The sequence below is a fragment of the Photorhabdus sp. RM71S genome (assembly GCF_042879355.1).
In the GTDB taxonomy this organism is placed as follows: Bacteria; Pseudomonadota; Gammaproteobacteria; order Enterobacterales; family Enterobacteriaceae; genus Photorhabdus; species Photorhabdus kayaii.
On sequence record NZ_JBHFKV010000043.1, the window covers coordinates 14,604 to 39,474 of the forward strand.

Here is a 24,871-nt window from a genome sequence, read left to right on the forward strand (position 1 = left end):
CCACATGAAAATTGATCGTCCGCTCTGGGTGACGGGCGCCCTCTTGTCGCCCCAACAGTTTCAGCAACAGGCCCGCTGGGAGGCGTATACCCATGAATGTGTTGCCCGCCTGGGGCTGAGACATCCCTGGGGGGTGCTGACCGCGGTGTTTGATAAAGACACCCTGGCCTTGGGGCAGTTGAAAGCCGATCACCTGTGTGTGCGCTTTGCTGACGGATCGCTGATTGACACCGATCGGGCAGATGATCTGCCCCCGGTGCTGGAACTGGCGACGGTGCTGTCGGCAGAGACGCAACAGGTCACCGTCTTGCTGGCCTTGCCACACAGGGATGCCAATGGCGGTAATTGCCTGAAACCGGATGAACAGGCGGACCGCCCGGTGCGTTACCGGCAGGCGTGGGTGCCGGTACAGGATGAGTTCAGCGACCGCCGTGAATCGATGGCGGTGGCCCGTTATGCCGTGTCGCTGCGTTTTGACGGGATGGAAAATGGCCCGTATCTCACCTGTCCCGTTGCCCGTCTGGTGCGTGACGCCCGGGGAAACTGGGCCTTTGATGAACAGTTCGTGCCGCCGTTACTGCGGCTGAGCGCACATGCGGGGCTGATGGACCGGCTCGATCGGTTGCTGACGCAGTTGCGGGCCAAACAGGCCCGGTTGATGGGGATGCGCCGTGAAAGTAACGAACGGATGGCGGATTTTGCCGTCGCGGACGTGTCGCTGTTCTGGTTACTGAATGCGCTGAACAGCTATGAACCGGTACTGCGTGATTTTCAGGCGCACGGGGCGGTGCACCCGGAGGTGTTTTACCGTGAAGCGGTCAGGCTGGCGGGCAGTCTGCTGACCTTTTCGCTCGCCCATGATGCCGGGGGGATCCCCGGCTATCAGCACGATAACCTGACGGCGGTGTTACCGCCGCTGTTCGACAGGCTCAGTAAGTTACTGGAAATCAGCCTGCCATCGCGGATGGTGGCGATTGAACTGACAAAATCGGCACAGCAATGGACAGGGACACTCCATGATACCCGTTTGCGTGAAGCGGCGGATTTTTATCTTTCCGTCCGTTCTTCCGTCCCAGCGCATCAGTGGCAGACCCGGTTCCCGCTGTTGTGTAAAGCCGGGGCACCGGATGAGGTTAACCAGATGATTAACCGGGCGCTGACCGGGATCCCGCTGGTGGCAATGCATCATGTGCCGGCGGCGGTCCCCCTGCGGCTGGAGAACCAGTATTTTGCCCTTGACCTGACCCATCCGTCCGCGAAAGCCATGCTGGCGGCGGGAACTTGTGTTTTCTATGTGCCCGATATCCTGGGCGATATTCAGCTTGAACTGTTTGCGGTGCTGAGGACATGAATCGATCACACTTACTCACTAAAACATCGCCACCGGATATTGATGCCCTGTTGCAGAACAGCTATCTGCTGGTGATAGAACTGTGCCGGGGCGTGCGGGTGGATCAGGGGAGCGTGGTCTGGCAACACTGTATCGACGAGATAGAACAGACGCAGGAGGCGCTGTCTGCTGCCGGTGTCAGGGACGCCGCAAGGGAACACATCCGTTATGCTTTGTGTGCGCTGTTGGATGAAACCGTCTTAAAACGGGCACCGGACGAGGGCTATGCGGCCTGGCGCGCCACCTCGTTGCAGGCCCATTTCTTTGGTACCGCCGAAGCGGGCAACCGGTTATATGAGCGGATACGGACGGTGCTGGATGAACCGGCACCCGATCAGACGGTCCTGACCTGTTTTCACCGGGTGTTGCTGCTGGGATTCCAGGGGGATTACCGGGAGGACACGTCATTGATACGTGAACAACTGATAACCCGCTTAAGCCAACACCTCTTACCTTTCGACAGTTTTCAGCCTTCGCCTGTGCTGGTCGGGGCCTTACCGTCCTGTGCCTGGCTGCGTTCCATTGGCGGTCCGCTAATCATGACGATAATCGTGCTGACCGGTGTCTGGTGGGGGTTGGGGCAGTATCTGATCACGCTGCTGCCGGGGTGGGCGCAATGAGTGTGATGTTGCGACGGGCGCTATGGGGATGGGCAGCCGGGTTAGGGCTGTTGCTCTGTCTGGTCTGGCTCCCCTTATCGCCGGCGGGTCGATGGGCTAGTGGCGCTACTGTCCTGCTCTTCACGCCGGTCGGACTGTTTTATACCGAGCGATCCCGGCGACGGGAACACCTTGACCACCAGTCGGCAGGGCTGCCGCCGGATCGTGATCGTCGCCCAGTGGTGCTGGTTTGCGGTCACGTCCAGGACAGCCTGTTTGGTGATGAACGGTGGCGTCAGACGCCGCAGGGCTACTGGTTATGTTTACCATCAGGGACCGCATTGTCTGATGGGGTGGCAAGCCTGCTGGCTGCCCGGCCCGCCTGGGGCGGCCAATTGAGCGTGATGGCCGTTATCAACCCGCAACAGTACCGGGATGAGGTGGCCCTAGCGGGTTGGATACGGGAACTGCGCTGGCAGCTTTCTCAGGTGCGTCGTCGCCAGGGTATCCCGTTACCTTTAGTGCTGACCGGTTACTTAGCCGGGGAGTTCCAACGTCCTGATTCACCGTGGTTTGCGTGGCAGGCAGGTCAGAACACCGTCACGGTCTGGCGCAAAGGCGTCTCAGGTCAACCGCTGGCGGATTGGTTGGGCGAGGGCAGCGTGGCGGAACAGGCCGCCCGTTTTCAGTGTGGGGTTGAACTGACCGGCTGGGCTGACTGGATGCAGGCATGCGTATTACCCGCTTGCCTGGCCCCCGAATACGACCTGCCGCCTTGTCCGCCTCAGGCGATGGCGCTGACCTTTGTCTCGGTATTACCGCAGCGGTTAACCGGTCATCTCTGGCAACAGTGGTTGCAAACCAAAACGGCGCTCAACCGCGCCGGTGACCCGGTAAGCTCACCGGATACCGGGATGCCGGTATTGCCTTTCCCCGACCCGGTATTGCCTCTGTTCCCCGTGAGATCATGGCAGACCGTTGGGCCGCGGGCGCTGAGGGTGGCGTTGGGGCTGTTTATGCTGGCAGGGACGACCGCGCTGGGCTGTTCGGCCTGGCATAACCGGCAATGGCTGCGTCAGGTGGACGATGACTGGCAGCACTATCAGGCTATCGCCATGACGGATGAGCGCGGCAAAGCGCAGGCGGTGGCGGTATTACGGGCCGATGCCGGTCGTCTTGAAGAGTATTACCGTCACGGGGTGCCGTGGCGTCTGGGACTGGGGCTGTATCAGGGGGAGCGATTACGTCTGCCGTTACAGGCGGCGATGGCCGGTTACCCCCCTGAACATCAGGAAAAAAAACCGGTGACGACCGCGTTACCGCAGACGATCAGCCTGAATAGCCTAGCCCTGTTTGATGTGGGACAGGCGACACTGAAACCCGGCTCGACCCCGGTATTAATCAATGCGTTGATCACTATCCGCGCTAAACCGGGCCGGATGATTTTAATCACCGGCTATACCGATGCGACCGGTAATGCCGCGAAAAACCAGGCACTATCACTGGCGCGGGCCGAAGCCGTCCGTGACTGGCTATTACAGACTGGCGAGCTGTCGCCTGTCTGCTTCGCCGTACAAGGCGACGGGGCGACACGACCGATCGCGACGAATACCACAGCGGCAGGGCGTGCCGCTAATCGCAGAGTTGAAATCCGTCTGATACCGAACGCGGTCGCCTGTCCGCGACCGCAAACGGTGCCGGGCGTTTCAGCAACAACGTCGCCGATACCGGCGACATCATTGACACAACAACAGGAGTAAACTTATGGCGATCCCCGCTTATTTGTGGTTAAAAGATGACGGCGGTGCCGACATCAAAGGGTCTGTGGATGTTCAGGACCGGGAAGGCAGTATTGAAATTGTGGCGTTAGAACATGATTTGTATATCCCGACCGACAACAATACCGGCAAGCTGACCGGGACCCGCGTGCACGCGCCGCTGGTGTTCACCAAAGAGGTTGATGCCTCGACCCCGTATTTGTATAAGGCGGTCACCAGCGGTCAGACCCTGAAATCGGCGGAAATCAAGTGGTACAAAATTGATGATGCCGGTCAGGAGAAAGAATATTTCAACACCAAACTGGATAACGTGAAGGTGGTGAAAGTGGCGCCGCTGATGCATGACATCAAAGATCCGGCCAAAGAGAAGCACAACCATCTGGAACGCGTTGAGTTCCGCTACGAAAAAATCACCTGGACTTACAAAGACGGCAACGTCATTCACTCCGATTCCTGGAGTGAACGTTCGACGGCGTAACGTCCGCTGTTTTTTTATTTTTTATCGTTTATAGGCGGGTGGGGCCGTTGGCCCCACCTGGGACAAAAACACCCGAAATAATGAAGCATCATGACCTTATGGGCCTCGGTATACGGCTATGGGCGGTAGCGTATCCGGTGTCACAACAGAGGAACAGGATGGAGGCAAATTGTCATGGAAAATCAGTCAGCTATTTTACTTCGCCGATTAAATCCCTATTGTGCGCAGGCACTGGCGGCAGCGGCCACTTTATGCCAGACACGGGCTCATGCGGAGATCACCGTAGAACACTGGTTACTCAAACTGCTTGAAGGCGGTGAGGGTGATATCACGGTGATTGCCCGGCATTATGCGTGGGATATGAATGCGTTGTGGCAGTCGCTGTTGACGCGAATTAATGGCCTGCCCCACCGTATTCATCGACGTCCCCGATTATCGGCTCCTCTGTGTGAGCTATTACAGATAGCCTGGGCGGTGGCGACGCAGGAAGCGGGCAATGAATCGATTCGTTCCGTGCACCTTTTACAGGGTCTGAGCGGTCAGCTCGCCGGGGAGTGGGTGAGTGATGCGTGGCCGTTACCCTGTTTGAATGTGACGCAACTGCAACGCTTGCGCCCGTTGTTGGATCACCACTCAGACGAGTGCCCGGAGAAGCAGGTTACGGCGCGTTTGACTGGGGCAGGATCGGCTGTTGACCTGGCGGAGACCGCCGCAGATAACCCCATGCCCAATCCTCACGCGTTATCATCGGCTTTGCAAAACGTGTTGGATAAATTCACGCTGGATATCACTGCCCGCGCCGCCGAAGGCGGCATTGATCCGGTCTTTGGCCGTGATAATGAAATTCGCCAGATGATCGACATTTTATCGCGTCGGAGTAAAAACAACCCGATCCTGGTGGGAGAGCCGGGAGTGGGGAAAACCGCGTTGGTGGAAGGACTGGCGCTACGGATTGCCGAAGGCGATGTCCCGGCCAGCTTGAAAACGGTCAGTGTGCGGGCGCTGGATCTGGGCCTGTTGCAGGCGGGCGCAGGGGTGAAAGGCGAATTTGAGCAACGGCTGAAAAACGTGATTGAAGCTGTCCGGCAATCGACCACCCCCATCTTACTGTTTATTGATGAAGCCCACACCTTGATTGGCGCCGGTAATCAGGCGGGCGGCGCAGACGCCGCTAACTTACTGAAACCCGCGTTGGCGCGGGGGGAATTGCGGACTATCGCGGCGACCACTTGGTCGGAGTACAAACGCTATTTTGAACAGGATACTGCGCTGGAGCGCCGTTTCCAGCGGATTAACGTTGACGAGCCGGATGATGAAACCGCTTGCCTGATGTTGCGCGGGCTGAAAGCGCGTTATACCCGCCACCACGGTGTCCATATTCTTGATAGTGCGGTACAGGCGGCGGTGACACTCTCCCGTCGTTACCTGGCTGGGCGTCAGCTCCCGGATAAAGCGGTGGATCTGCTGGACACCGCCAGTGCCCGGGTGCGCATGAGCTTAGAGACTTCACCGGCATCGCTGACACAGTTAAAAACCGAGCGCGATTCGCTGGCGATGGAACGGCAGGCGATTGAAGCCGATCAAAATGTGTTGCCAGGTGAAGAGGTTACCCGTCTGGACGCCATCGCGGCCCGGTGGGCAGTGGTGGCGGATCAGACGGCTCAACTTACTGAACAATATCAACGAGAAAAGGCGCTGGCTGAGCGCATTCTCGCGCAGCGTCAACATTCACCTCAAACGCCGGAACTGAAGGCGGATTTGGCGGCGCTGGCGGCGTTACAAGGAGCTGAACCGCTGCTCTCACTGCATGTTGATGTTCGCATGGTCGCCACCGTGGTAGCCGACTGGACGGGCATCCCGTTAAGCAGCTTATTGAAAGACGAACAAACCGGCCTGCTGCATTTGGAACAGCATTTGGGCGAACGGGTGATAGGTCAGGAGACGGCGCTGTGGGAAATCGCCCAACGTTTACGGGCGGCCAAAACCGGTCTGACGCCGGAACACGGTCCACTGGGGGTTTTCCTGCTGGTTGGGCCGAGCGGGGTAGGCAAAACTGAAACCGCACGGGCATTAGCGGATAGCCTGTTTGGCGGGGTACGTTCACTGATCACCCTCAATTTGTCGGAATACCAGGAGCCGCATACGGTTTCCCAGTTGAAAGGGGCTCCACCGGGTTATGTGGGTTATGGGCACGGCGGGGTATTAACCGAGGCGGTCCGTCAACGTCCTTACAGCGTGGTGCTGTTGGATGAAGTGGAAAAAGCTCACCGGGACGTGCTTAACCTGTTCTACCAGGTATTTGATCGCGGTTTTATGCGTGATGGTGAAGGGCGTGAGATCGACTTTCGTCAGACCGTGATATTGATGACGTCGAATCTGGGCAGTGATCAATTGATGGCGCTACTGGCGCAACAACCTGACGCCCCGAATGCCGCGCTGCATGAGCTGTTACATCCTGTGCTGCGGGATCACTTCCAGCCCGCCCTGCTGGCCCGCTTTCAAACGGTGATTTACCGCCCATTACCGGCTGAGGCACTCAGACGTATTGTGGACATCAAACTGGGGCAGGTGACCCGGCGACTCCATACCCATTATGGCCTGACCTGTCAGGTGGAAAACGCCCTCTGTGACACACTGGTCAGCGCCTGCCTGCTGCCGGACAGCGGCGCCCGTAATATCGACAGTCTGCTCAACCAGCAAATTTTGCCGGTGTTATCACAGGCGCTGCTGGAACGTCTGGCCCATCACCCTAAACCAGCTGGGGTGGTATTGGGTGCCGATGAAACCGGCGATATCACCCTGACATTCACTGAAACAGAGCAAACGGAGAGCCCGTCATGAACAACGCCACCCCGGCGATCATCTTTGATCACAGCCGCTACACACTGACCGTGTGGAAAAATACCGCACCGCTGGATGTGGTGGCCTTTAGCGGGCAGGAAGCCTTAAGCCGACCTTTTCGTTATACCATTGAATTCACCAGCCCGGTGAAGGATATCGAACCGGCGCAGATGCTGATGCGGGACGCCTCGTTTACCCTGACGTCACCCCCGTTCAACCCGGGGAGGCGAGGCATGCCAATCGTGCCCCGGCTCCCTTGCGCACGCTATACGGGGTGATCAGCGAATTTAAACTGCTGTCCACCTCGCGGGATGAAAGCCATTACACCGTAACCCTGGAGCCGCGGTTGGCCCTGTTGTCGAGAAGCCGCCAGTTCGCTATTTATCAGAAGATGTCGGTGCCGGAAATCGTGGAAAAAATCCTGCGTGAACGTCACGGTTTTCGTGGCCAGGATTTCTTATTCACCCTGGCGTACACCTACCCGAAGCGGGAGCAGGTGATGCAGTACGACGAAGATGACTTGCGTTTTGTGCAACGTCTGCTGGCAGAAGTGGGGATCTGGTACAAACTGACCGCGGATGACCGGCTGAAAATTGAGGTGGTGGAGTTTTACGACGATCAGCGTTACTACCAGTTGAATATCTGTATGCCGGCCCGCCATCCGTCAGGGATGCACGGCGGGGAGGTGGACGCGGTGTGGGGGATGGAAACCGCGCATCAGGTGGTGGAAGGGAAAGTGGTGACCCGCGATTATAATTACCGTGACGCGCTGCCGCAGTACGGTATGGATACCGAAGCGGATGTGACGCGGGGCGATGAGACCCTGTATGGCGAAGCGTACCATTATCGGGATAACTACCGGGTACTGGGCAACCGTTACGACCTGGATCCGGCAGTGGAAAGCGGGGTGTTCTACTCCCGGCTGCACCATGAGCGCTACCTGAATCGGCAGACCCAACTGCGGGGGTTAACCACTTCCGCGACGCTGTTGCCGGGCCAGGAGTTGAAAGTCAGGGGTGAGGCCCCGGAAGCGTTCCGTAAAGGGGCGGTGATCACCGGTATTCGCAGCAGTGCGCGCCGGGATCGCAGTTTTGAAATGGCGTTCACGGCGATCCCCTACGCGGAAAACGTCTGTTTCCGGCCTGAATTGATCCCCAAACCCCGGATAGCGGGCACCTTGCCGGCCCGGGTGAGCAGTACGGTAGTGAACGACCCGTACGGGGATATTGATAAAGACGGGTTGTATAAAGTGGCGTTTGACTTTGACCGGGCAGACTGGCCGCCGGGGGGAGAAAGCCTGTGGGTGCGTCTGGCCCGCCCTTACGCGGGTGACACCTATGGTTTTCACTGGCCGTTGCTGGCAGGCACCGAGGTGGCGATCGCGTTTGAAGGGGGCGACCCGGATCGGCCCTATATCGCTCATGCGCTGCATGACTCGAAACACCCCGATCACGTCACCCTGGGCAACTACAAACGCAACGTCCTGCGTACCCCGGCGAATAACAAATTGCGGATGGACGACGAGCGCGGTCGGGAACACATCAAACTGAGTACTGAATACGGCGGTAAGAGCCAGCTCAACCTGGGGCATCTGGTGGACAGTCAGCGACCACACCCGGATAAACGGGGCGCGGGTTTTGAGCTGCGTACTGATGACTGGGGCGCGATTCGGGCCGGTAAAGGGCTGTTTATCAGTGCGGATAAACAGGCCAACGCGGGGGGAGATGTGTTGGCAATGCAGGCGGCAATCGGTCAGTTACAACAGGCGCAGGCATTAACCGAAGCATTACGGGGTGCGGCTGAAACCGCCAAAGCTGAATTAGCGGATTTGCAGCAACAGAAAACGTTACTGAGTGACACGTTAACCGAACTGAGAAAATCAGCGCTGTTACTTTCCGCACCCGAGGGTATCGCTCAGACGACGGCGAAAAGTCTCCAGCTTTCCGCGGGGGGAAATATTATTGCCACCAGTGGGAAAAATACCGATTTCAGTGTGCTGAAAAAATTCACGGTGGCTGCCGGTGGGATGATCAGCTTGTTTGCCGAAAAGCTGGGGATCAAACTGTTTGCCAGCCGAGGCCGGATAGATATTCAGGCACAGGGTGATGCAATGGGGCTGGAAGCGCTGAAAGATATCACGGTGAGCAGCCATGAGGGCAAAGTGATCATCAGTGCCAAAGAGGAGATTTTATTGGCTTGTGGCGGGGGATATATCCGTATTGGCAACGGGCAGGTGGAAAGTGGGGCGCCCAATAACATTATCCAGCGGGCGGCGGTGTGGCAAAAATTTGGTGGGCAGAGTTTTAATCAGATGGCTTCCCAACGTGAGACAACGGATTTTTCTGTAACGCCGCAGGTGCTCTGGCCTTTTGATGATTCACCGGTGAACCATCAAAGCAGCCTTTTACACAATCAGGACAATGGTCAGCAACCTTCGACAACCGGCTCGGATGGTAAGGTGACCAAACAGCAGCAATTAGGGGTGGAAGCAATGAAGTTCTATTTAAAAGAAGGTAAGGAGTAATGATGTCCGATTCATCAGAAAAAATGGTTGTTCAGCCTGTTTATGACGAGCATGGCAGTCTGTATTACCCGTTAGTTAATGCGCCCAGTGAAAAGAACCTGACGGCGATTTGTTATAAGGTACCAAACCGGGTTATTCCGGTGATTTTTTTGCCCGGGGTGATGGGGAGTAATTTGCAGGATAAAAATGGAACGCCAGTTTGGCGTTTAAACAGCAGCTTGGGTGCTTTGAAGGACTGGGTTTTAAAGGGCGCAGAAGATCGAAAAAAGTTGCTTGATCCGGAAAATACTGTTGTCGATTCACGGGGCAGAGTAGACGACAATCATAAAGAAGGCCCTAAATTTCCTTCGCGAAAGGAGCGAGGTTGGGGTGAGGTCGCCTATATGAGCTACGGTGAATTTTTGCCCTGGCTTCAGGCGGCGCTGGATGATCAGGATGAGTTATTGCATAACCGGTTGAATAAGACGGGAAAGCAGACACTGCGTCAGCAACTGGAGTTGATGGATTTACAGGCTGAGATGGGGGAAGCCAAACTGACACGGGATGAAATTAAGCTGAGTTATCAATATCAGTTTCCGGTTCATGTGATGGGGTATAACTGGCTTCAGTCTAATGTGGAGTCAGCAAACCGGTTGGCGGACTATATTGACCAAGTGGTTACGGGCTATAAACGGCGGTGTCAGCCTTGTGAGAAGGTGATACTGGTCACGCATTCAATGGGGGGACTGGTGGCACGTCACTATTCAGAAATATTGGAGGGGCATGACAGGCTCCTGGGGATTGTGCACGGTGTGATGCCGACATTTGGTGCACCGACGGCTTATAAGCGGATGAAAGCAGGTGAAGGTAGCCCGACTGGATTAGTCATAGGCAAAGATGGCGGTCAATTCACTGCCGTGATGGCGCAGTCACCGGGACCACTTCAGTTATTACCCGGTTTGAGATACGGTAAGTGGTGGTTGAAGATTGAGGATGGAAATACACGCTATAGCTTACCGGAGCGTGATCCTTATGAAGAAATCTATTTGCAGCGCGATAAATGGTGGGGATTATGCGAAGAACGTTTAATTAACCCGGAAAATAAGGCAAAAAACCGGTCAGTAATGCAGGCAGATTGGAAAAAATATACTCACCTGTTGTCTTACGTAGTCCGGCCTTTTATCGAAGGGTTAACTGATTGTTATCACAGCAATACCTATGCTTTTTATGGTAACAGTACTAAACACCTCTCTTATGGCACCGTCCGCTGGGTAGCACGTAAAGATTATTTTAATCGGAAAGGTAATCTTGAACTGGCATTTAATAGCCCGATATTTGACCCGATGAATGCGGAGCTTTCAGATATGCGCAGTGTCAAATATCCAATAAAACTTGGCAATGACTATTCTCTAATACAAACTTTTACTATAGCGGATCCGCAAGAGCCCGGTGATGGCACGGTGCCAGTTGAGGGCGGGAAGTTTACCGCCAGCGGTCTGCGTTCAATATTGGGGGCGGAAGTTGATCATGAAGGTGCCTATAATACTGACGATACCCGTTTTTTTACCCTGCGGGCGATTGTCAAAATAGCGCAATCTATTAACCAAACTTCCCTGGCCTATCCTGATGAGTAGAAAAAAAACGCTCTCCATAATAATTGCCAGCCTGTTTATGCTGGTGTTTTACGGGATGTGGCACCGGTTAGAGCCCTATCCCCCACATACTGTATTAAATCAGAAGGAAAAATTAGCTGTGGACAAACTATTAGCGAATTTACAAACCCGTTGTATCGGTCGATATTTAGTTGATTTACCGGGAAACTATCATGATACGGTGAATGCTTCCCGGGTGAATGATCATTGGGTAGAAACTCAACGGATCTATTTACCTGCCTTTGAACAGCGTATTCAATTACGGGAAGACGCGTTACGGCAGATGAAGACGTCATATCCCGTTGATATGCCCTATTTAAAAAATATTTACTCTGTCCCCGAGGGAATGAAAGGGATTATTTTTGAACGTATGCAAAATCAAAGTGTCCCGGATGCGGTCAGGGTATTAGAAGCCCATCTATATAGCAATGGCGTGGCGATTAAAGTGGAAATAGGAGCGACAAATGCTTCCGCTGCACGTTATGACAAAGATCGGCAGATTCATCCTGATATTTATAATAATGATGTGCCAGAAAAACTGACTGAATTAAGGTATTTTTTGTCCCGTATACACGGACGTGAAGAAACAGAAATTCCGACTACAGCGGGAAGTTGTATTTCCAATGCGTTTATTGCAGATAATCAAAGAGATAAAGAAGATATCGGTGCATTATATAAAACTGGCCCGGATAATTATTTGAATGTGAGAATACAAACGAATAACTATATCCGTGAAAAAGACAGTATGCTGGAGCGTATCGGCCAAATTAAAGCATTTCTGTACCGGGGTGATATTTTGCGTAAAGGCGCGCGAAAAATTAATGGGCTGGATACCGAGGAATTATTGGCGGTGGGATTACAGCCGGATAGTGATGATCCGCGTTATCAGTTTACGTTACTGGCAAATGAGAAAACCGGCGGAAAGAAAACACCGGTATTTGATTTGACGGTGGTCAATGATGAAGAGACACCGACAGCTTATAGCCAGAATGAAATAGTGGCGTTCTGGGATGCTATTAGTCAGACCGTCAGAGTCAGACTCAGCGCTTTTTATTCCCAATAACATGCGTCTTAAATTAAACCCTTTATAGGGATATAAAGGTTAAAAATCAGGATGGGAAAGGATAAGAAAATACCGATACGTATTTTAGGTTCAATCATCAAGATTGTCTGGACGGTAAAAATTGAATAAAAGAAATATCTTACTTATTTTGTTGTCTGGTGTGGCTATTTATGCCTTGTGGCGATGGTATTTACCTGATCCTTATCATCCTGTTTTAACTGAAAAGGAAAAGAAAGTGACAACGGAAATGTTAGCAAATATGCAAACCCGCTGTATTGGTCGGTATCTGGTTGATTTGCCAGCCAACTACAACAATACCGTGGAGGCGGCTAGGGTGAACGATAATCGGGTAGAAACCCGTCTGCTCTATCCACCTGCCTTTGAACAGCGTATTCAATTACGGGAAGACGCGTTACGGCAGATGAAGACGTCATATCCCGTTGATATGCCCTATCTAAAGAATATTTACCGCTTACCTCAGGGGATGAAGGGGATTATTTTCGAGCGTATGGAGGACCAAAGTGTACCGGATATGGCTCGGGTATTGGAAGCCCATCTGTACAGTAACGGGGTGGCAATAAAAGTGGAAATGAAAGCGGAGGATGGTTCTGCGCCACGTTATGACAAAGATCGGGAAAAGTATCCTAATATCTATACCAATACTGTGCCAACGAAACTGGCAGAGTTGAAAGACTTATTATCCCGTATACAGGGACGTAAAGAAACGGAAATACCCACTACCGCCGGAAACTGTATTCCTCATGCATTTATTGCCGATAATAAAAAGGATAAAGAAGATATAGGCTTATTGTATAAAGCGAACCCGGATAATTACCTGAATGTCAGAATGAGTACTAATAATTATATCCGTGAAAAAGACAGTATGCTGGAACGCTTTGGCGTAATTGAAGCCATGCTGTCCCGGGGGAAGGCTTTGCGCAAAGGGGCGCGGAAAATAAATGGGCAGGATACTGAAGAGCTATTACTGTCGGGCCGTCAACCGAACAATGATAATCCTCGTTATCTGTTTACATTACGGGTCAATGAAAAAACGGGAGGGAGAAGGACACCGGTATTTAATTTGGCGGTAGTCAATGATGAAGAGACACCGACAGCCTATACCCAGAATGAAATAGTGGCGTTCTGGGATGCCATTAGTCAGACCCTCAGAGTCAGACCCGGCGCTTTCGATCCCCGATAACATGTGTTTTAAATTAAAGCCGTTATAGGGATATAAGGGTTAATAATCAGGGTGGGAAAAGATTAAGAAAATACCAATACATACTTTAGGTTCAATCACCAAAATTGTCTGGGCGGTAAAAATTGAATAAAAGAAATATCTTACTTATTTTGTTGGCTGGTGTGGCGATTTATGCCTTGTGGCGGTGGTATTTACCTGGCCCTTATCACCCTGTGTTAACTGAAAAGGAAAAGAAAGTGACAACGGAAATGTTAGCAAACTTACAAACCCGTTGTATTGGCCGGTATTTGGTTGATTTACCGAAAAAATATAATAACACCTTAAATGATGCTATTTGGGTGAATGATAACTTGGTAGAAACCCGTCTGCTCTATCCACCTGCCTTTGAACAGCGTATTCAATTACGGGAAGACGCGTTACGGCAGATGAAGACGTCATATCCCGTTGATATGCCCTATCTAAAGAATATTTACCGCTTACCTCAGGGGATGAAGGGGATTATTTTCGAGCGTATGGAGGACCAAAGTGTACCAGATATGGCTCGGGTATTGGAAGCCCATCTGTACAGTAACGGGGTGGCAATAAAAGTGGAAATGAAAGCGGAGGATAGTTCTGCGCCACGTTATGACAAAGATCGGGAAAAGTATCCTAATATCTATACCAATACTGTGCCAACGAAACTGGCAGAGTTGAAAGACTTATTATCCCGTATACAGGGACGTAAAGAAACGGAAATACCCACTACCGCCGGAAACTGTATTCCTCATGCATTTATTGCTGATAATAAAAAAGATAAGGAATTTATAGAGTTAGTATATAAAACGAATCCGAATAATTACCTGAATGCCACTATGATGAGCAATAATTATATCCGTGAAAAAGACAGTATGCTGGAACGTCTTGGTGTAATTGAAACCATGCTGTCTCGGGGAAAGGTTTTCCGCAAAGGGAAACGGAAAATAAACGGGTTGGATACTGAAGAGCTGTTGCTGTCGGGTCGTCAGCCGAACAATGATAATCCTCGTTATCTGTTTACATTATTGGTTAATGAGAAAACCGGCGGAAAAAAAACACCGGTATTTGATTTGACGGTGGTCAATGATGAAGAGACACCGACAGCCTATAGCCAGAATGAAATAGTGGCGTTCTGGGATGCTATTAGTCAGACCGTCAGAGTCAGACCCGGCGCTTTCGATCCCCGATAACATGTGTTTTAAATTAAATCCTTTATAGGGATATAAGGGTTAATCTAATCAAGGTGGATAAAGCATTAAAATACCAATAGGCATTTTACATTCAGTTGTCAGAATGACTCAGGCGGTGAAAATTGGATAAAAAAGAGTTTGCCGATTTTATTGGCGGCGGGGGTATTCTTTCTGTGAGAGGTCGGTTTTTTTAATAATGCACTCATGGTGGGTTCAATGTGATTAAATTTGATTTTTGTGATGTGGTATTAGTCTGTGTTTTTCTCGTTTTCTATTATGCCTGGCCGGTCATCATGATTATTGATGGTTATGTCATTTATCGGACGGTTCAATGCATTAAGCGAAAGAAATACAAAGTCCTGTTGTTCTTAATCCCTGTAGTGGTGTTATTGAGTGGGCCGCTTATTTATCTTTTAATTCAGTTTTTAAAGGTATGGGACCCTTCAGATTAAAGTCAATAATGAGATATATCGGGATGAAATATTATCTCCTGATATCTGATGGTTTATTTAGGGTTATTTCGATAATCAATAGAGGATATCACAATGTCTGGTATTGTTTGTTTAGGTGATGCCACCGATCGAGGTGGAAAAGTGATTACCGCTTCTTCAACAATGTATTTCGACGGTAAACAGGCCGCTTTGGTGGGTGATCTCATTAATTGTCCGCTAGACGGGCACGGTATTAATCCCATTATTGAGGGGGATAATACCGTTCAGGAAAACGGCCGCGCTGTAGTGGTGCATTATTGTCGCTGCCAGTGTGGGTGTCGAGTATTGAGTTCAATGCCTCATAACCAGGTTGAGTCATCGTCATGAGCTGGCCTATTCCAGAGATCCCCCGGCTTCGTATCGTGGCGCCGGTGCGTTATGGGTTGTGGGGGATGATTTTATTGCTGATGCTGGCGGTGGGCACAGGTATGGCGCTTGTGCTGAGAGAAACTCCCGATTTATTGCAGGTCGTACTGTATGGCAGCTTACCGGCCTTTTTCGGCTGGATGCTGTTATTTGGTGCGGTACTAAACCGCTATGAGCGATTCTGTACTACGGCGCAAGCCTGGGAAGCCGCCAGTGCCGAAACCCGTTTCCAGTGGCAGCAATGGAGCAGAAAGCAATTGGCGGTGGTCGGCAACTTTATTCTGACGCCAGAACCACAGGGCATAGCCCCCTTGTTGGGTAAACCGAAAGATATTCCGGCTTTTCCCGATGCCGGACGGGCGCTGTCTGTGCCATCAACGGATATCCGGCAGTTATTGGCGAAAGTTGATGATAAGTTTGAGCAACAGTGTTCGGGGTATCGCTCGCTTTTATGCACCATTTATCTTGCTGGTGCCCCTTCAATGGATTTGTCTCATCATCAAGAGTGTGTGCAACAACAGTGGAGTTTGGTTCCCACTCAAATAGAGAGCAGGGAGGTAATAACGTCATTGTACGACAAAGCGGCTTTTGAGGGGCTGATAATGGTTATCGCCTGCCAGTGCTGGCCTGCCAAAGGCGGTAAAGAAGTGTACAGCGAATTTTTGTCTGCTCAGTTACTTTCCTCAACGGCATTTGTCGCCCAGAAAAAGTTAAACGTTCTGGCGGGTATGGGAAGGGCGCTGCCATCATTACCCGGGGAAATAAAGAAAGATTTCAGAATGTTATTTGAGTATAACCGCATTGCCAAAAACAGTATGCAGCACCTCTGGATGACGGGGGTTTCTCAAAATATGCTGACTGAACTGATGATGGAGGGCCGTGATAGTCCATTCCATTTTGTCCCGGAAAATCCTGTTCATTTAATCGACCATACTTTTGGTCCACCGGGGCCGCTGTCTGTGTTTCTGACCTCAGCCATGCTGACCGAGGCCACTGGTCTGACAAATAGCGATCATATCATTATCAATCAATTACCCGAGGGTAGTGCGATACTTTATTTAGTGACGAAGGAGTTACATCGATGAACGCGAGTCATGATCATCACTATGGCCTTCGGGGATATGTTTTTATTACGCTGAGTCTTGCCGGAATATTTTTTCTGCTGATTTATTTAAATCAGGCATTGCTTGCGGACAATGGGTTACTGAACCTTGCGTGGTATGCCTATGCCACGCTTTTTCCAGCCATACTGATAGGCTTATTGGGGAGCACGGCATGGGAGTATATACGGCAGAATAAAGCGCAACAACCATTCCGGCCAGAGACTGCACAAGCTGAAACTCGCCTCAGCCAGTCTGCGCCAATAGTCAGTGATTTAGGCGATCGTCTGCACCGTCGTTATGGCCTGTTCTGGTGGTATAAAGTCCGTATCTTGTTGTTGGTGGGCGAACCTGAACAGGTGGAAGCCATCGCACCGGGGCTGACGACGCAACACTGGCTGGAGGGCCATCGTACGCTCCTGCTGTGGGGCGGCAGTTTGCAAACTGAACCCGATGCCGCGCAACTGGCGGCCCTGCGTCGCTTGCGCCGTTTCCGCCCGCTTAATGGTATCGTCTGGGCGCTGACCGAACAACAAAGCGCGCAGCCGGTCTGGATGGATAAGGCATTGCGGATGTTGCAGAATCAGGCCCAACAGTTGCACTGGCAGGCGCCTGTCTATTTGTGGCAGGTGTGTCACAGTCTCTGGTCACAGGAAGGGCGGGTGACTCAGGCGGTGGGGTGCTTTTTACCTGAACGCTGTACCCCCGAGATTGTGGAGACCCAACTGCACCAGTTGATTGACCCGATACGCAAGCGGGGGATGCAGCAACTGTTGCCCGATAATGCCCATGATTTTTTATATCGGCTGGCCTCCACGCTGGAGAAAACAGGCATTGACCACTGGCGCAAGGTGTTGACGCCGTGGCTGGCGGAGTACGCTCAGGTCGTGTCGTTGCGTGGCCTGATGTTCAGTCTGCCGCTGGAAGCAACCCTGGATGCAGGACCGCAAAGTTGGTTGCCCGATACCGCCTGGCAGGGGGTATTAGCTGACAGTCGGCACCGGCATGGCAGACGGGTCGGATGGATCCAGAAGCGCAACGTTTATCACGGCCTGATGGCCCTGGCCTTATTGTGGGGCGCGGGCAGTGTGCTTTCTTTTTTTACCAACCGCGACCAGATAGCGGGGGTCAACGCGGCGGTGACTGATTTGCAAGCCCGTCCTGAGGCGTCCGATGCCCAGTTGATGGCGTTTAAGGCGCTGCGTAATGAAATGGGCCGGTTGCAGTACCGGGCCGAACATGGGGCACCCTGGTATCAGCGTTTCGGTTTGAATCAAAATCAGCCGCTGTTGACGGCGGTGTTGCCGTACTACACCCAAATGAATAACCGGCTGATACGGGATAAGGCGGCGGCGATACTGCGCCAAAAACTGAGCGCGCTGGTGAATCTGCCCCCGGGCAGCCCGCAACGGGCCCGCCGGGCGAAAGCCGCGCACAACCAACTCAAAGCGTATCTGATGATGGCCTACCCACAGAAAGCGGAGGCCGCGTTTTTAACCCGCGTCCTGAGTGAAAATGAGCCGGCCCGGGCCGGTATTGCCCCCGGTGTCTGGTTGAGTGCGGCCCCGGATTTGTGGGATTTTTATGCGGAGAATCTGCCCGCCCATCCGGAATGGCGGATTACGCCGGACACGGCGTTGGTCAGTCAGGCGCGCCGGATATTGCTGGCGCAGATGGGGCGGCACAATGCGGAAGCCACGCTCTACCAGCAGATGCTGCAATCGGTGGAGAAGGATTATGCCGACCTGACCTTAAGGCAAATGACCGGCGACACTGAGGCGGAACGGTTGTTTACCACGACACGCGTGGTGCCGGGAATGTTTACCCGTCAGGCGTGGGAAGGGCAGATACAGAAAGCGATTGATAACGCGGTAGCTTCACGTAAGGAAGCGATTGACTGGGTGTTGAGTGATAACCATCAGGCCGTCCCGGCAGCCGTCTCACCGGCGGAGCTGAAAGCCCGCCTGACCGCGCGTTACTTTACCGATTTTGCCGGGGCCTGGCAGGATTTTCTCAACAGCCTGCGCTGGAATAAAGCGCGTAATCTGGCCGGAGTGACAGACCAGTTAACCCTGATGGCGGACGGGCGCCAGTCCCCGCTGATAGCGTTGATGAACACGGTGGCGTATCAGGGACAAACCGGCCAGCAGGGGCCGGCGTTATCGGATGCATGGGTGAAATCCGCGAAGACGTTGCTGAATAAAACGGCGGTGCCGGTGATTAACCAACAGGCTGGCGAAGTAAACGGACCGATGGACAGCACTTTCGGTCCGTTACTGGCGCTGATGGGGAAAAGCAATCCACAAAGTGTGATGACCGCGGACAGCAACCTCAACTTACAAACCTTCCTGACCAGAGTTACTCAGGTGCGGCTGAAACTGCAACAGATAAACACCAGTGATGACCCCTCAGAGAGGGCGGAGAGGCTGGCGCAGACGGTGTTTCAGGGCAAAAGCACCGACCTGACGGAGACCCAGGGTTACGGCAATCTGATGGCGGCCAGTTTGGGTGACCAATGGCGCGGTTTTGGTCAGACGATGTTCGTACAGCCGTTAAATCAGGCATGGCAGGGAATACTGAAACCAGCAACGGCAAGTTTAAATGAACAGTGGCAGACAGCAATAGTGGCTAACTGGAATACCGCCTTTGCCGGTCGCTACCCGTTTGCCGGTGGGCAGAGTGACATTTCATTGCCGATGCTGGGGCAGTTTATCCGCCCGGACACCGGGCGCATTGAGCAGTTTTTGACGCGCCAGTTAGGCGGCGTATTGCATAAAGACGGCAACCGTTGGGTGCCGGATAAAGTGAACGGTCAGGGGTTGCAGGTTAACCCGCGTTTCCTGAAAGCGGTGAATCAGCTCAGTCAGTTATCGGATGTGCTGTTTGCGGACGGCAGTCAGGGACTGCGGTTTGAACTGCGCGCGCGAGCGGCGCGGGATGTGGTGGAAACCGACCTGACGATAGACGGGCAGAAATTGCGTTACTTCAACCAGATGGAAAGCTGGCAGCGTTTTCGCTGGCCGGGAGAGACGTATAAACCGGGGGTGATGCTGACCTGGACCAGTGTCAATGCCGGGGCGAGGCTGTTCGGTGATTATCCGGGAACCTGGGGACTCATTCGCTGGCTGGCGCAGGCGAAAGCGGAAAAGTGGGATGAAAGCCGTTACCGGCTGACATTCACTATGCCGGACGGTTTACCGGTGACCTGGATATTACGTACGGAAATGGGCAGCGGGCCGCTGGCGTTGCTGAAACTGCGGGGATTTACGTTGCCGAAAGAGATTTTTGACACGACACCGGGTGATGACCCGGTCATCTCACTGGTCGATGACGATGACCTGACGGAGGGATCATGTTGCAACGATTGATAACAACCTGTCTGGGTGAGCGTGATGTGTTGACCCTCGCCCGAAAGCAGACCGAACGGTGGACGACGTGGTTGTTGCCCATTAGCGCAGAAGCGCCGACCGGGGAGGATCCAGTTCATCACGATGATTTTCAGCGCATGCGTGAGGAGGTCAATAAACTCAGTGGCATTGATACGGCCCTTATCTGTCAATTGGCGGAAAAACTGCTGATGACCTACTGCAAAGATGTTCGCGTGGCGACCTATTACGTCTGGGCACGTCTGCATCAGGAGGGTGAAAACGGTCTGGCTGAGGGGTTGACGTTGTTAGCCGCGCTGGCGGACCGTTTTGGCGAAACCTTGCTACCCCATCGAGCAGGCAGCCGTCAGGCTGCGCTGGTATGGCTGACCGGGGGCAAAATTCAGGCCAGTTTATCCCGCTACCCGGAAGTGAATCGCGCCGATTTTGAACGCGTGCTGGCCGCGCTGGCGTTACTGGAACACGTGTTTGCCGACTGGGACGCGGCGGCTCGTCCCACCCTCGCCGGGCTGGCGGGACCCCTGGAAACCCGTCTGGCCCAATCGGGCGGTGTTGACGCCGTGGTGCCGCAAACTATCGCACAGACCGCGTCGGCGAACGGTGACGGGCCTTCACCCGTCGTGCGGCCCGTGCAGTCCGGGCGTGATTTGCTGGAACAGGCGCGTGAACTGGCGCGTTATCTGCATGATCAACCGCACGGGTGGTTATCCAGTCATCGCCTGATGAAAAATCTGCGCTGGGATACCGTCCATCAGTTACCGCCGCAGGATACCACCGGACTGACCCGTTTGGTGCCGCCTCGTACGGAATACCGGGCGCAGTTGAAACGGCTCTACCGGCAACAAAGTTGGCGTGAGTTGTTGGCGCAGGTCGACCGGATGTTTGCGGAAGGGGTTAACCACTTTTGGCTCGATTTACAGTGGTATCTCTGTCAGGCATTAAGCAAATTGGACCATCCTGATGAAAGTTGGGCGGATATTGTGAAACAGGATCTGAGCATCCTGCTTGGGCGCCTGCCGGGGCTGGAGAATTTGGCCTATAACAACGGAACACCGTTTGCCGATGAGGTGACCGGTCAGTGGATAGCGCGGGACGTGATGGCGGCCCAGGACCACGGGTTACCGGACGCCCCGCCGGCACAGGGTGAGAATGACATCCTGGCGCTGGAAGCGGAGGCGTTACAACTGGCGGACAGTGAAGGTATTGAGGCCGCGTTGCGTTGGCTGGGGCAATTGCCGGGGATCATGGGGGTGCGTCCCCGCTGGCTCCAGCGCTTGTTGATGGCGCGGGTGGCGGAGCAGTACGGCAAAAATGAGATGGCGTTGCATCTGCTTACGGAGCTGGACGCCGGCGAACCGTTGGGTCTGAGTGAGTGGGAACCGGTGCTAATGTTTGAGGTGAAAGCCCGGCAACTTAAGTTGCTGCGGATGAAAGCCCAACGCAGTGAACAGGATAAGGTGCTGACGGCACAACGCAGGGAGACATTGCTGGCCGGACTGGTGGCGATTGATCCGGTCAGGGCGGCGGTGTTGTGTGGCTGATGGCCCTAGAATATGGCATGACAATCTTATCCCTGTTCGACCCGTTTTACCCTCCCCAATGTATTTATTCTGAACTGTTTATTTGAGGACAATCCGATGGATGATTTAATCCTGCGCTATTACGAGGCAGAAATGCGCTACCTGCGTGAAGCGGGCAACGAGTTTGCCAAAGCCTATCCTGACCGGGCGGCTCTGCTCAATCTGGACAGAGTCGGCACCCGTGACCCCTATGTGGAGCGTTTGTTTGAAGGCTTTGCCTTTCTGATGGGCCGCCTGCGCGAGAAGCTGGATGATGACTTACCGGAGTTGACGGAAGGGCTGGTCAGTTTGCTGTGGCCGCATTACCTGCGCACCATCCCTTCCCTGTCCATTGTGGAACTGGGCGCGGATTGGGCACAGTTGAAACAGCTGAAAAATCCGGTGCAGGTGAAAAAAGGCTTTGAGATACTTTCGCAGCCGATCGGCCCGCAACAGACCCGGTGCCGCTATACCACCACTCAGGCGGTTCAGTTGCTGCCGCTGGCGCTGACTGACGCTTCGCTTAAATCTGAACCGGATGGCCGGGCTGTCATTCGCCTGCGTTTTAATTGTGGCACTCAAGTGGACTGGCGCCAGGTTGATTTGAGTCGTTTGCCGCTGTACCTGAGTGCGGACAGCCCGCTGGCCTGTGCGTTACATCGGGCATTGACGCTTCAGACGCAACAGCTGTATCTGCGTCTGCCCGGTCAGCCCGACCGCCAGCCGTTTGACGGGGGATTCTCCCCGTTGGGATTTGGCGATGAGGAAAGGCTGTGGCCGAAAGGGGACAGTGCGTTCAGTGGCTATCAGCTGCTGCTGGAGTATTTTACCTTCCGTGAGAAATTCATGTTTGTCGCGTTGTGCGGGCTGGAACAGCTGACTATACCCGACAGGACGCCGTGGTTTGAACTGGATGCGGTGTTGGGTGAAAGCTGGCCTCAGGAGTGGCCGTTTTCTGCGGCGCATATCCGTTTGCACTGTGTGCCGGTGATTAACCTGTTCCCGCTGGAATCCGATCCGTTGCCGCTGTCACCGTTGAAAACAGAGTATTTGCTGCGCCCGATGCGCCTTCAAGACGGGCATACCGAGATTTATTCGGTGGATGCGGTAGTCTCCTCGAAACGCAGTGATCACCAGTCGTATGTGCCCTTCAGTAGTTTTCGCCACAAAGGCGGTATGCTGCGCCATGACGCACCGGCGCGTTACTACCATACCCGGGTAAAACAGGGGCCGTCGGGTTTGTACGACACCTGGCTTATTCTGGGCGGGGAGGAGATTGATAATAATGAAGGATCGCGTGAAGCAGAAAATCTGTCACTCACGATAACCGGTACTAATGGGCAACTGCCTCGTCGGGCATTGCAGGAGACGCTGCTGGATACGGCGGTGTCTCCCCCGTTGGCGGAACTGACCGTGCGTAATCTGTGTGAACCGACATTGCCGTGTTATCCGCCAAACCGGGATCGCTTTCACTGGCGGGTGCTCAGTCATCTCGGCTCCAATTTCCTCAGTTTGATGGATAACCCGGAAGTGTTGCGCGGCACGCTGGCCCTGTATGACTGGACCGATGACGAGATGAACTATCGCCGTCTGACGGCCATTGTGGCGGTGAAACATGCGCTTATCGAGCGGTTTGAGCAGGGGTGCCTGCAACGGGGCGTGCATATTGAAGTCACGCTGGACAGCAACGGCTTTACCGGGACCGGGGATATCTGTCTGTTCGGTGAAATGCTCAGTCGCTTTTTTGCCTTGTACACCGATATCCATCTGTTCAACCGGCTGACGCTGGTCTTACAACCCACAGGAGAACGCTTGTCATGGCAAGAGAAGCACAGTCAGTGTATTCCCGGTTAATGCCCGGACTAAAGGACGATATTTCGACGCTCAATTTCTATCAGTTCTGTCAGGCCGTTGAGCGCACGGTCCCGGATCGGCACCCCCTGGGCAGTACGGATAATCCCGCCGATGATGTGATACGTTTCCGGCCCCATCCGGGGATGGGGTTCCCGACCAGTGCACTGAAAGCGATGGAAACTGACTGCGAATACCCGGATCGCCCCCCGACAGTCAGAACCACGTTTATGGGGCTGTACGGCGTGGATTCCCCGTTGCCGACCGCTTACCTGAACGATATCGCGCAGCACCGGGAAGGGCATGAAGCGGTGGAAGCCTTTCTGGATATGTTTAACCACCGGATACTGACCCAATATTACCGTATCTGGCGTAAATATTCCTACCCGGCGACGTTTGCCTCTGGGGGAAGTGACCCAACATCGCAGTGTTTACTGGGACTCATTGGCTTAGGCATCCCGGGCAGTCAGCAGCAGATTGCCACGCCGGTGTCCCGTTTTCTGGCGTTGCTCAGTGTGATGCGCCTGCCGACTCGGACGGCGGAAGGGGTAGCGGCGCTGGTGATGTTGCTGGCGCCGCAGACCCGTGTCGTAGTGACACCCGCCTGCCCACGGCAGATTCATCTGCGGCAACCGGCCGGTTTTTCAGACTCGCAGCCGATTTCCCTGTCGCAACGTACCGTGCTGGGCAGAGTCGGCACGGATATCAACAGCCAGTTATTGCTGGCGTTGCACACGGATTGCCCGGAGGAAGCGCGAGGCTGGCTGCCGGGCGGGCAGTTACACACCGATTTGTTGACGTTGCTGCGCGTCTATCTGGGTTGGCGGTACCGGGCCCGGCTGCAATTGACCCTTCAAACCCGAATATTACCGGTGCCGGTGCTGGGCAGCGATAAGCCTGTTCAGCTGGGGCTGACCGGGGTGCTGGGGTTGCAGGCTGAAAAAAATCAGGCAGCAATCCCGGACAAGATAACGGTGAGTCTGGGAGATTATCAGGGAATATCGCCGGACAGCCATCAAAACACAGGAGGACACCATGTTCACTACCGCTTTTTATAAAACGGTGCCGATGATAGCGGCAATCACCTTACTGCTGACCGGCTGCGGGCTGACGCAGACGGTAGCCGATGGCACGGTATCCGCCACACAGTCCCTTTTTCATCGACAAGTGAAAACAGTGCGGCTGGATTTTACGCCCCGGGCAGCGGTCAACACGGATAGCGGGGAAAGTGTTGCCCTGTCCGTCCCTGCGCTGGTCCGGGTTTATCAGTTGCGGGACAACCAGGCGCTGGAAAAAGCGTAAGCGTCAACTAAACCCCACCTTGCTTTTTCCATGGCAGCAGTTTTTCCAGATCCGGGGCGGGCTGGCATAACTCATCCAGACAAGTCATGACATAATCGAAGGGGAT

General features: G+C 53.7%; 17 protein-coding genes and 1 pseudogene. 17 read left to right on the forward strand and 1 reads right to left on the reverse strand.

Going from position 1 to position 24,871, the window contains the following annotated elements:
• Nucleotides 1-4 precede the first annotated feature (4 nt).
• Both tssK and tssL read left to right on the forward strand, forming a co-directional pair.
• Nucleotides 5-1,351: a type VI secretion system baseplate subunit TssK gene (gene tssK, locus ACGF5R_RS18785; protein ID WP_387692182.1), complete on the forward strand. Its 1,347-nt coding sequence runs from the start codon at nucleotides 5-7 to the stop codon at nucleotides 1,349-1,351.
• Nucleotides 1,348-2,010, forward strand: coding sequence for a type VI secretion system protein TssL, short form (tssL, locus tag ACGF5R_RS18790; protein WP_112879659.1), 663 nt, complete (start codon nucleotides 1,348-1,350; stop codon nucleotides 2,008-2,010). Before tssK ends, tssL begins: the two co-directional genes overlap by 4 nt.
• Before the next feature lie 120 nt (nucleotides 2,011-2,130).
• On the opposite strand, the gene ACGF5R_RS18795 is transcribed toward tssL, so the two are convergent.
• Complete coding sequence (locus ACGF5R_RS18795) at nucleotides 2,131-2,319, reverse strand: hypothetical protein (RefSeq protein ID WP_240000899.1); 189 nt, start codon at nucleotides 2,317-2,319, stop codon at nucleotides 2,131-2,133.
• A gap of 11 nt (nucleotides 2,320-2,330) precedes the next feature.
• On the opposite strand from ACGF5R_RS18795, the gene ACGF5R_RS18800 reads away from it, so the two are divergent.
• The 15 genes and pseudogenes from ACGF5R_RS18800 to ACGF5R_RS18870 all read left to right on the forward strand — a co-directional run bounded on the left by ACGF5R_RS18800 (nucleotide 2,331) and on the right by ACGF5R_RS18870 (nucleotide 24,765).
• Nucleotides 2,331-3,749, forward strand: a complete 1,419-nt coding sequence (locus ACGF5R_RS18800) for an OmpA family protein (protein WP_387692184.1) — start codon at nucleotides 2,331-2,333, stop codon at nucleotides 3,747-3,749.
• Between the two features lie 4 nt (nucleotides 3,750-3,753).
• Nucleotides 3,754-4,245: an Hcp family type VI secretion system effector gene (locus ACGF5R_RS18805; protein ID WP_112879657.1), complete on the forward strand. Its 492-nt coding sequence runs from the start codon at nucleotides 3,754-3,756 to the stop codon at nucleotides 4,243-4,245.
• Nucleotides 4,246-4,419: 174 nt separating this feature from the next.
• Nucleotides 4,420-7,086: a type VI secretion system ATPase TssH gene (gene tssH / locus ACGF5R_RS18810; protein ID WP_387692186.1), complete on the forward strand. Its 2,667-nt coding sequence runs from the start codon at nucleotides 4,420-4,422 to the stop codon at nucleotides 7,084-7,086.
• Nucleotides 7,083-9,610: pseudogene (locus ACGF5R_RS18815) on the forward strand (type VI secretion system Vgr family protein). Before tssH ends, ACGF5R_RS18815 begins: the two are co-directional and overlap by 4 nt.
• Before the next feature lie 2 nt (nucleotides 9,611-9,612).
• Nucleotides 9,613-11,223 (forward strand): esterase/lipase family protein, encoded by a 1,611-nt coding sequence (locus ACGF5R_RS18820; protein ID WP_387692188.1) that lies wholly within the window; start codon nucleotides 9,613-9,615, stop codon nucleotides 11,221-11,223.
• Entirely contained in the window at nucleotides 11,216-12,304 is a 1,089-nt protein-coding gene (locus tag ACGF5R_RS18825; protein ID WP_387692190.1) for a T6SS immunity protein Tli4 family protein, read from the forward strand. The genes ACGF5R_RS18820 and ACGF5R_RS18825 overlap by 8 nt, the downstream gene beginning before the upstream one ends.
• Before the next feature lie 121 nt (nucleotides 12,305-12,425).
• Nucleotides 12,426-13,505 (forward strand): T6SS immunity protein Tli4 family protein, encoded by a 1,080-nt coding sequence (locus tag ACGF5R_RS18830; RefSeq protein ID WP_112879706.1) that lies wholly within the window; start codon nucleotides 12,426-12,428, stop codon nucleotides 13,503-13,505.
• A gap of 122 nt (nucleotides 13,506-13,627) precedes the next feature.
• A complete protein-coding gene (locus ACGF5R_RS18835) occupies nucleotides 13,628-14,710 on the forward strand; it encodes a T6SS immunity protein Tli4 family protein (protein ID WP_387692192.1) in 1,083 nt (360 codons plus the stop codon).
• A gap of 545 nt (nucleotides 14,711-15,255) precedes the next feature.
• Nucleotides 15,256-15,528: a PAAR domain-containing protein gene (locus ACGF5R_RS18840; protein WP_132356423.1), complete on the forward strand. Its 273-nt coding sequence runs from the start codon at nucleotides 15,256-15,258 to the stop codon at nucleotides 15,526-15,528.
• Nucleotides 15,525-16,652 carry a hypothetical protein gene (locus ACGF5R_RS18845; RefSeq protein ID WP_112879703.1) on the forward strand — a complete coding sequence of 376 codons (1,128 nt, stop codon included), beginning with the start codon at nucleotides 15,525-15,527 and terminating at the stop codon, nucleotides 16,650-16,652. Before ACGF5R_RS18840 ends, ACGF5R_RS18845 begins: the two co-directional genes overlap by 4 nt.
• A complete protein-coding gene (locus ACGF5R_RS18850) occupies nucleotides 16,649-20,035 on the forward strand; it encodes an ImcF-related family protein (protein ID WP_387692195.1) in 3,387 nt (1,128 codons plus the stop codon). Before ACGF5R_RS18845 ends, ACGF5R_RS18850 begins: the two co-directional genes overlap by 4 nt.
• Entirely contained in the window at nucleotides 20,020-21,594 is a 1,575-nt protein-coding gene (gene tssA, locus ACGF5R_RS18855) for a type VI secretion system protein TssA (protein WP_112878279.1), read from the forward strand. The genes ACGF5R_RS18850 and tssA overlap by 16 nt, the downstream gene beginning before the upstream one ends.
• Before the next feature lie 96 nt (nucleotides 21,595-21,690).
• Nucleotides 21,691-23,466: a type VI secretion system baseplate subunit TssF gene (tssF, locus tag ACGF5R_RS18860; protein WP_112878280.1), complete on the forward strand. Its 1,776-nt coding sequence runs from the start codon at nucleotides 21,691-21,693 to the stop codon at nucleotides 23,464-23,466.
• Entirely contained in the window at nucleotides 23,430-24,521 is a 1,092-nt protein-coding gene (gene tssG, locus ACGF5R_RS18865) for a type VI secretion system baseplate subunit TssG (protein ID WP_387692197.1), read from the forward strand. Before tssF ends, tssG begins: the two co-directional genes overlap by 37 nt.
• Nucleotides 24,499-24,765 (forward strand): hypothetical protein, encoded by a 267-nt coding sequence (locus tag ACGF5R_RS18870; RefSeq protein ID WP_387692198.1) that lies wholly within the window; start codon nucleotides 24,499-24,501, stop codon nucleotides 24,763-24,765. Before tssG ends, ACGF5R_RS18870 begins: the two co-directional genes overlap by 23 nt.
• Nucleotides 24,766-24,871: the final 106 nt, after the last annotated feature.